Origin of the sequence: Mangrovicoccus sp. HB161399 (genome assembly GCF_013184745.1) — a bacterium.
Lineage (GTDB): Bacteria > Pseudomonadota > Alphaproteobacteria > Rhodobacterales > Rhodobacteraceae > Mangrovicoccus.
The window spans coordinates 1-9,697 of sequence record NZ_JAATVU010000127.1; the positions used below are offsets into that span (position 1 = coordinate 1).

Annotated in this window: 6 protein-coding genes; 5 read left to right on the forward strand and 1 reads right to left on the reverse strand. The window is 68.1% G+C overall.

Annotated features, from left to right (window positions below):
- Positions 1-123, reverse strand: a 123-nt coding sequence (locus HCC78_RS35050; protein ID WP_172332486.1) for a transposase, incomplete at its 3' end; no start/stop codon positions are given.
- Positions 124-1,284: 1,161 nt separating this feature from the next.
- Here HCC78_RS35050 and repA point away from each other — a divergent pair.
- From repA to HCC78_RS30395, 5 genes are all read left to right on the forward strand, one after another.
- Positions 1,285-2,511 (forward strand): plasmid partitioning protein RepA, encoded by a 1,227-nt coding sequence (gene repA / locus HCC78_RS30375; RefSeq protein WP_172332487.1) that lies wholly within the window; start codon positions 1,285-1,287, stop codon positions 2,509-2,511.
- Positions 2,501-3,538, forward strand: a complete 1,038-nt coding sequence (repB, locus tag HCC78_RS30380) for a plasmid partitioning protein RepB (protein WP_172332488.1) — start codon at positions 2,501-2,503, stop codon at positions 3,536-3,538. Before repA ends, repB begins: the two co-directional genes overlap by 11 nt.
- Before the next feature lie 179 nt (positions 3,539-3,717).
- A complete protein-coding gene (gene repC / locus HCC78_RS30385; protein WP_172332489.1) occupies positions 3,718-4,866 on the forward strand; it encodes a plasmid replication protein RepC in 1,149 nt (382 codons plus the stop codon).
- 165 nt (positions 4,867-5,031) lie between these two features.
- The gene (locus HCC78_RS30390; RefSeq protein WP_172332490.1) at positions 5,032-8,322 is read left to right on the forward strand and encodes an AAA family ATPase; all 3,291 of its coding nucleotides are present in this window, start codon (positions 5,032-5,034) and stop codon (positions 8,320-8,322) included.
- 1,061 nt (positions 8,323-9,383) lie between these two features.
- Positions 9,384-9,644, forward strand: coding sequence for a transposase (locus tag HCC78_RS30395; RefSeq protein ID WP_172332491.1), 261 nt, complete (start codon positions 9,384-9,386; stop codon positions 9,642-9,644).
- Positions 9,645-9,697 lie beyond the last annotated feature (53 nt).

The following is a 9,697-nucleotide window of genomic DNA, read 5'->3' on the forward strand; positions in this document are numbered from 1 at the left end:
GATCACCGTCCGATGCACGCCGTGTTTCGCCACCAGCTCGGCGGCCGTCATCTCGCCCCTGATCGCCTCCAAGGCCACCTTCGCCTTGAACTCCGCGCTGTAGTTCTTCCGTTTGCCAGCCACGCTGTCAGTCCTCGTACTCGTTGGCGGCAAGCTTGGCAGGGTGTCCGGATTTTGGGGGCCACCTCAGTCGAACTACGCAATCCCCCGCGCCTTCGACGCTTGCAAACATGCTGCCGCCGAACGTAGGTTGATCGGGCAGCGGTTTTCCATGCAGCTACGCCGTCCTGCTTGCAGCGCCGGCAAGCGCCTCATGAGGTCGGGCATTCGAAACTAGAGCGACTCATGCCGTCAGAGCCGACGATTTGGTGCGGAACATGTCGGCCCTGAAGCTAGTCTTCTCCTGGTTGCGAACTGGCAACTGATCAGCCCGGTGGTCTGCAGTTCGGACAAACGCTGTTGTGCGCCGACCCACTGAAACTGCGGCTCCCATTCGTGCGACACTAGGCCTGAGGGGGATTTCGCCGAAAATGGCGCCAAAGAACCGCCCCACACAGACACCAGGCAGCTACCTTGCCCCGGCGCTGTGCGAAAAGGCGTGCGCCGCCGCATTTGCTCTCCAAGCGCCCGGCGAACAGGTGGACGAACGCACCTCCATCCGCCTCTGTCACCCTCAGGGACGCCATCCCTCTCACCTAGCGCAAAAGCTCATTGCGTCAGAAGCAGACTGCCGATACGTCCCGAAAACACGGGCGACACGCCCGAAACTGGCACAGCCATCGTTTTCCAGGCACCCTGAATTGACATCCACGAATTGCCCGTCCAGGCGCCCGCCCGAGGGCGGCCGACGTCGATGCACTGCCCGGCTGCACAACCCATCGGTATCCGTGGCTGACTGTTCAAACCCGGAACGCGTGCGTCGCCAGTCTTGTGGCAAGGCGTGATTTCAGCCGCCCTCGCTCGCCCGGCATTACCTGCAAGGGCGGCGGCACCCGGTCCGACTTCAGAGAGGGACCGCCTTCCACCCGGACACCAATGGATTGAGCGCGCATCGGTTCGGGACACCCTTGGCCGCCGACCCCCCGGTTCCGGCAGGTCCTGGCCCTGGTTGCCAGCTGGCAACCCGCCGTTGCCAGCCGCCGCCGGAACCGGGTGGCACCCGGAAAACACAGTCTTTTCCATAGATTGTTGACAGCGCCGGAGATTCTGGCACAGGGTAAGGACGAACGTAACGCAAAACGCGAAAAAATACAAAAAAAGCGCTCTAACAGAGGCAGGCAGAGCATGAAGGACATCCCGTCCAATGATAGCGTCGCACATGAGCGACTGGCAAGCCGTGCCGAGATCATCCGCGCGGCCCTGCTCAGGGCGGAACTCGCCTCTTGGGCACCGGAATCCGGCAAGGCACTACGCCGCTTCACCTCGGCGGAAGCAGCCTATTTCCTGAACATCACCCAGGGCCACCTGCGGCGCCTCCATGCCGAGGAGCGCATCGAGGACGTGGCGGAACGGGCGGCCAACCGGCGCGTCTATTCCGAGGAGGAGATCCAGCGCATCCGCGCCTACCTGGAGAAGAACGCCAAGACGCCCGGCACCTACCTGAAGGGCCGCCGCGAGGGCGACAAGATGCAGGTCATCGCTGTCTCCAACTTCAAGGGTGGCTCCGCCAAGACCTCGACCACGGCGCATCTCGCGCACGGGCTGGGCATGCAGGGCTACCGCGTCCTGTGCATCGATGCCGACCCGCAGGGCTCGCTCACCTCGCTCTTCGGCTTCGCGCCGACTATCTTCGACGACAGCGTGGCCACGCTCTACGACGTCGTCCGCTATGACGGCGCCGTGCATATCGAGGACGCGATCCAGAAGACCCATTTCAGCAGCGTCGACATGATCCCGGCCTCGCTGCAACTGGCCGAGTTCGAGCACGAAACGCCGATGGCCCTGATCAACGGCAACCCGGACGGCACGGACATCAAGTTCGACCAGCGGCTGCGGATGCAGCTCGGCGCGGTCGAGGACAAGTATGACGTGGTTCTGATCGACTGCCCGCCGCAGCTCGGCTTCATCACGCTGTCGGCGCTCTGCGCGGCCAGCGGCATCATCATCACCGTGATCCCGGCCATGCTCGACATTGCCTCGATGGAACAGTTCCTGACCATGGCCGCGGGACTCCTGGAAAGCGTCGCCATGGGCGGCGAGCCGCTGCGCTGGGATTTCGAGAAGTTCCTGCTGACGCGCTTCGAGCCCAATGACGGACCCAGCCAGCAGATGGCGGCGTTCCTGAGATCGAAGCTGGGCGAAGACGTGCTGCTGCACCCGTTCGTCAAATCCACCGCGGTCGGCGATGCCTCGATGACCAAGCAGTCGATCTACGAGGTCGCCCGCGGCGACTTCCACCGGCAGACCTATGACCGGGCCTTTGCCAGCGTCGAGCTGGTGGTGCGCACGGTGGAGAACGAATTGCGGCGCGTCTGGGGCCGCGAAGCTCTGGAGATGACCCATGGCGCGTAAGGACCGCCTTTCCGAAGTGTTTTCCGGCGGCCCGGCCGCAGAGGAACCGCGCGGGTTGCCAGCTGGCAACCCGGTTGCCAAGGGCAGCCGCAAGCCCGCGCCCTTCGGCCTGAACCGCTACGCCGCCGAGCACCTGCAGAAGCCCAATGCCCGCTACATCCAGGAGATAGACCCCGACCTGATCGAGCGCGGCGGCCCCGCCGACCGGATGGACGAGCTGGACGAGGCGGCCGAAGCAGCGCTGCGGGATTCCATCGCGCGGACGGGGCAGACGACCCCGGTGCTGCTGCGGCCCGATCCCGAGCATCCGGGGCGGTTCCGCATCATCTACGGCCGCCGCCGGGTGCGGGCGATCCGCAGCCTCGGCCAGAAGGTCAAGGCCATCATCCGCGACGACATCACCGACGAGGATGCGGTGATCATCCAGGGCCAGGAAAACTCGGTGCGCAAGGACCTGAGCTTCCTGGAACGCGCGCGCTTCCTCGTCGCCATCGAGGCCGAGGGGTTTCCGCGCGCCGTGGCCATCGACGCGCTCGCGATCGACAAGGCGCGGGCCTCGAACTATGCCAAGCTCGGCAACACGCTGCCTGACGCGCTGGCCCGGATGATCGGCCCTGCGCCGGGGATCGGACGCGACCGCTGGCTGGCCTTCGTTGCCGCCTACGATGCCTGCGCCGACGCCGCCGACCGGATCGAGGCAGCCTTGACCTCGCCCCAGCGCGGCGCCACCGACAGCGACGCGCGCTTCGGGATTGCGTTCGATGCACTGGCGCAGACCGCCAGGTCGGCACCAGCAAAGCCGGCGGAGCGGGCCGGAGACAGCAAGATGCAGATCGGTCTGGGGGAGGGCAGGGACCGCAAGGTCTTTGCCACCGTCAAGACCGCGAAAGGCGCGATTTCGGTATCGGTTCCGGCCAAGACCGACGCGCAGAAGAGCTTTGCGGATCATCTGTCCTCGCGCATCGAGGACCTGATCCGGGAAGAGCTGGACCGCTGGCAGAAGACCGGCGGCCACACGGGCGAATAACCAGAGGCTAGGTTTCAGACAGGCAAGGAGGCACGGAAGCAGGACAAAAAAGAACCCACCGAACCGAGATCCGATGGGCCTAGAGATAAGTTTCGCAGCTTCACGCTAGACCCCGACAGATCAGCCGTCAAGAGCACCGACTCGGTGAACGGGGAAAATTTGCCTGCCGTGAAGAGCAGATGATCCACCAGACATTTCCCGCCGATGCGCGGGACACGGGGCAGGCGCGCCAAGTGCGGTCTGTCCGCGGGACAGGTGTGCCCGCAGCAGCGTCATGGCACAAATGGCGGCAGATCCTGCCTGCGCTCAGGCTGGCCAGGGGCGCGCTCGGCCTGAACCGCAGCCGTCTCGATCTTATCGAGAAGCTGATGGCCTGCATTCCGGGCGACCTGCTGGCAACGGGCGGGGACGGCGAGCTGATCGTCCATGTCTCCAATGCCCGCCTCGCACAGATGACCAATCGAGACGGCGACAAGACCGTGACGCGGCTGATCTCGGAACTGTCGGCGCTCGGCCTGCTGGCAAGGAAGTCCAGCCCGAACGGCAAGCGCTACATGCGGCAGGCTCCCGATGGCAGCCGCACGGCTTTCGGTCTGGACCTCGCACCGCTGCTGGACCGGATGCCCGGCATCCTGCGCCTCGCCCATGCGGCGGAACAGGAGGCCGAAGCCTGCCGCCGCCTGCGCGAAAGCTGCAGCCTGATGATGCGCGAGATCGGCGAGAGCGAGGATACTGCCGAACTGCTGCACGAGGCGCGCAAGACGCTGCGCCGCAAGCCCGTTCGGACCGACCTCCAGGCTCTGAAGCTCCGGCTGGCAACTTGCCTTCCGGCCCGCGAGACCGCCAGTGGCCAGCCGGAACGGACGCTCGACCGCGGCCCGGATACCGAAACAGCCTCCGCGGGGGGCTCTGCCCCTCAGAATGGCCGTCACAAATATCCTGCACCAAACCTTCCTGAACGCTACGCGGTTTCCGGAAATTCTGAACCGCCTGCTTCCCCGGCCAGCACGGAGGACCAAGCCGTCGACCTCACCCCGGAAATGGTCGAGACCGCGATGCCCCGCGTCGCCAATGTCGGCCGCAACCTCCAGGCCCCTTTGCGGGACTTGGTGGAACATCTTGTCCTCAGCCTCGGCATCACCGGCGAGCTCTGGCGCAGTACCGTCGCACGGCTGGGATTCACCGAGGCAGCCCTTCTGGCAATGGTTCTCTACGAGCGGCAGGCGCAGCTACGCAATCCGCCGGGCTATCTCCGCAGCCTGCTGCAATCCGAGCCTGCCGACGTCCGGCTGGGCAGCCGCATGCTGCGTCTCATGGTGCATCGCTGAAAGGGCAGGGGCCCGACCGATGATCCAGTGCAACGCTTCGCATTCCCGGTTCTTGCATATGGACAGCATTGTGCCCCTTGGGATACCGTCCGCGCGGGGAACAAAGGGGACCAGGGCCGATCAGCAAAACGCCTGGTTTCCTGCCGGGCACAGGGGAAAAGCGCGATGCAGCGTCCGTCAATGCTGACCGTTCTGGACCGTGCCGGCCTTGCGGCATTCGAGGAGAGCTTCCGCGCGGAGCATATCGACGACGAGCTGTTCTGGGCGCTCAGCGACGCCGACCTGCGCGAACTCGGGCTGACGCTCGGCCAGCGCAAGCGCCTGCGCGCGGCGATCGACGCGCTGCGCGGCACGATGACCGTCGGTCCGGAAAGCCTGCCCGACGGGCTGGAGATGCGGCGCCTCACCGTGATCTTCACCGACATGGTCGGCTCCACCCGGCTGACCGAGACGCTGTCGCCCGATGACCTGCATGCGGTGTTCCAGTCCTTCTATCTGGCGGCCGGCGGCGTGGCCCGGCGCTTCGGCGGCTATCTCGCTTCGCTACATGGCGACGGGGTGATCATGCTCTTCGGCTATCCGCGCACGCGCCTAGGCGATGCCGAACGCGGCCTGGGCGCGGCACTCGCCCTGCAGGAGGAACTCGGCGCCCGCGATTTCCCGTTGCCCTCGGGCCAGCGCATCCAGGTCGGCTTCCGCGTCGGCGTCGCCACCGGCGAGGCGGTCATCGGCCGCCCGGAGGAGCACAACGGCAACGAACGGCTGCACATGGTCGGCAAGGTCATGCACCGCTCCGCGCGGCTGCAGTCGGTCGCCCCGCCGGGCGGCGTGATGGTCGATGCCGCGACGCGGGCCCAGGCCGGCGGGCATTTTGCCTTCGAGAGCCGCGACGACGTCACCTTGGCCGGCTTCGAGGAGTCGGGCAGCGTGTCCCGCCTGCTCGGCCGCGCGCGCTCGGACCGCGATGCCCGCAGCGTCGAGATGCTCGGGCGCAGCGACGAGACCGCCCAGCTTCTGGGCCTGTGGTCCGAGGCAGGCGAGGCGCGGCCGCGCATGGCCGTGGTGACCGGCGAGGCCGGGCTGGGCAAGACGACGCTGCTGCGCGACGTGACCGGCCGGATCCAGGAGGGCGAGGTCGAGCTGCGCTGGCTGAGTTGCTCCTCGCTGTCGCAGAACAGCGCCTTCGCCCCCGTGACCGGCTATTTCGAACGTCTGGTCGGCGGCGAGGCGGCCGGCACCGCCGGGGCTCGCCGGGATGCGCTGGCCCATGCCATGGAAGGGCGGTCGGCCGAGGATGTCGCCCTGGTCGCCGAACTCATCGGGCTTGCGCCGCGCGCGCAGCCGCCGGGGCCGAAGACCCGCGCGCAGCGGGCAGGGCTGATCTCGCTTCTCGCCGAATGGCTGGTTTCCAGCCGGGATGGGCGGCCGGTGCTTCTGGTGCTGGAAGACGCGCATTGGTGCGACGCGACCACGCGCGATCTGCTCGAGGAAACCGCCATCCGAGCGGCGGGCCGCCCGGTGATGCTGCTGGCAACCTCCCGCAATGCGGCCGAGCCGCTCTGGCAGGGGCGGGAAGACGCGTCTCGGCTGGCGCTTGCGGGACTCGGCGAGGCAGATGCCCGCGCGCTTTTCCGGAGGGTGCTGGGCGGCAACCAACTTCCTGCTGCAGTGCAGCATCGGCTGCTCTTGCTGGCGGAGGGCAACCCGCTGATGCTGGAAAGCCTGGCCCGCTCGGTTGCGGGGGACCGCGTCGGCTCGATCGCCCAGGACGTGACCGTTCCGCGGACGATCTACGAAAGCGTGGGCGAGCGGCTGGACCAGCTTGCCGCGGGCCGGCCGGTCGCGGCAGCTTTGGCGGTCTATGACATGCCCGCCGACCAGGAAATGCTGGCCGGGGTCGCCGGAGTTTCGGCGGCGGAGCTGGAGGCCGGTCTGGCCGAACTCCTCGGGTCGGGGCTGGTCAGCGAGGAAGGGGCGGGGGGCAGCTTCCGCTTCTATCACCATCTCTATCGCGACGTGGTCTACGAGCGGCTGGTCGGGACCCAGCGCCGCGCGCTGCACGGCGCCGCACTCGACATGCTGCGCGGCCTCTCAGCCGACATGGCGGCCCGCCGTCCGGACATGTTGGCCACGCATGCGCTTGCCGCGGGAATGATGGCCGAGGCCGCGCCCCTGGCGCTCGCCGCGGCCGAGCAGTTCCTGTCCGGCTCCGCGCTGGTCGAGGCCAACCACTATTTCGAACAGGCGCGCGAGGCGCTCAAGGACCTGCCCGAAGATGCGGAGGCCAAGAGGATGCGGCTGCGCACCGCTTCCGGCCTCGCGGTCGTCAAGCGCGGCAGGTTCAGCATCGGCGATCCGGAGGTCGGGCGGCTGTCGCGCGAGATGCTGGATCTGGCCCGCGATCTCGGCGACGGCGAGTCCGAACTTCTGGCGCTGAACGGCATCTATTCCAATGCGCTGGTCGCCGCCGATTATGCCGGTGCCAAGATCTGGGCGCAGACGCTGGCCGAGACGGCCGAGGCGCGCGGCAACCGCACCTATGCGATGATCGGGCGGCGCGGCCTTGGCAGCGTGGCGCTGCATACCGGCCGCTTCGCAGATGCCGAGCGCGAGCTGTCGGCGGCCTTCGACGCCTATGACATGGAGAAGGACCTCAACTTCGCCTTCACCCATGGCTATGACAATGCCGAGATCTGTGCCGTTTTCCTGTCCTTCACCCGCTGGCTGCGCGGCGACCTGCTCCGCGGCCGCGAAAGCAGCTGCTTTGCCGTCAGCCATGCCGAGCGGATCAAGCACGGCCATTCGCTGGGCATGGCGCTGGCCTTCCAGTCGATGCTGGCGGCGATGGCCGTGGACAGCGGCAAACTGCTTGCCGGGGCGGATGCCGCGCTGGCGGTGGCCGACCGCTATGACATCAAGGTGGCGCGGGGGGCCGGAACGTTCTTCGGTACGGCGGCCCGGCTGATAGGCCGCGACCGACCTCCCTCGGCCGCCGAGGCGGCCCAGCTCGGCGAGGCGCTGGCGGCCTTCAGGGTCTACAACCCGTCGAATTACGGATCGCTCTCGGCGGGGCTGGCGGCCTGGGTCTGCCTGCGCGCTGGCGAACTCGACGAGGCCGCCCGGCTGATCGATGAGGCCCGCGCCGAAGAGCTGCGGACGGACGAAACCTGGTGCGAGGCGGAGACCGCCCGGCTTGCCGCGGCGCTCGCCGGCGCAAGGGGCGAGCGCGACCGGGCGGCGGAACTGCGCGCGGCAGCCCTGGCGCGCGCGCGGGAAATGGGTGCTGCCACCACCGCCCTGAGGATCGCCTGCGACATGGTGGAGTCCGGGGGCAGCGCCGTCGCGCGGGCCGAGCTGGAAACCTGTGCGGGTGCGATGATATCGCTCGATGACGGCTGGGATGTCCGGCGGATGCAAGCGCTGCTCGGCCGGGAAGGCGGGCTGAAAAGCGCCTGAGCCAAAGCCGCGGACGCCCATGGCGGGCGCCCGTGCGGTCCTGGAGGCATCTTTTGGCGCGCTCCGCACCGTTTCCGGCCGCCCGTCGATCGCCGCCGAAGCGGCTGATCCGGGCCAGCCTGCTGCAGATCCTGTTTTCCACCAAGACCGAACGCAGGCCGATGGAGCGGTCGCACTGCGACCTGCCGCTCCGCTGTTTCACCTGGCGCGGCATCCGCGATGCCGGTCTGGGTCCCATGGCTTTGGGCAAGACCCGCGACCGGCTGCTGGCCATGGAGACGTCGTGCACGAGCTTGCCCGGAGCCACGGCTGGAATTGGGCGATGGGGTGCGGCTGCAACCGGGGTGCGCGCCGCCAATGGGACCTGGATGGCTCCGGGCATGCATCCTCGATCGGCGCGCCGGTCGCGCAGCTCCGGCACGCGGCTGCCGGTGTTCCGCCTGCGCGGTGTCTGCAACGGCATTCGGGCAGGCCTTCGGACCTGTAGCTGTCACGCCACCGCTCTTGAAGGCGCCGGACCTGACATCGGGCGGTGCCGCGCGCTCTGCCTCGGCCCGGCAAGAGGCGTGCGGCGGCCATCGGCAGTGCTGCGATCTTTCCCTTGCCGCCGCGCCGTTCGTCCGCTTTCCCGGAAGGAGCGCTTCCATTGGCTTCCTCCGGCCGATGGCGGCCATATGCGGGCCGGGAAGGCTTCGCCGTAGGGACGACGGCCTGGTCGGCACCCAGGCCGGGACGAGGGAAGGTCCGCTGGGACGACGCGCGCTTCCGTCGGTTCCAGGATCCCGGACACTGGCGGTCCCGCCAGTGTCGCGCGCGGGCGACGGCAACCTTGGTCGCGGCGCGCGTGCGTTTGTAGGCTTTGGAGGAATTCTTCTCCGGCCCGGCCGTCCGCGCTGCCGGTTCCGCGGGGCCATGCCTGCAGCTGGTGCGGAGGCCCGCCCGGTCGGCCCGCTCGGCCACGCCCCGCAAGGCAAGTCCTCCGGCGGTGCCGGGCGCGGAGTGACTTTGCCCCCGGATCCCGGACTTGGAGTTAGGGTACTCTCAGGAACAGGGGATCGCACATGAGCAGACAGCCCCGCCGCGACTTCCCCACCGAGTTCAAGGAGCAGGCCGTTGCGCGCCTTTCCGAGCCCGGCGCCACCCAGACCAGCGTCGCGCGCGAGCTGGGCGTGACGGCGTCGCAGCTGAAGGGCTGGCGGCTCGAGCTCGCCGCCGCGGGTTCGGCAGAGGCGATCCGGCGCCGGCAGGCCGAGGCCGGTGAGCTGGCCGAGCTGCGCAGCAGGAACCGCCGTCTCAGGGAAGAGGTGAGGCGATGCGGATAGGTGAGCAGGCGGACGCCACCGGTCCGAAACCGATGGGCGGCGGCGCGACCTGA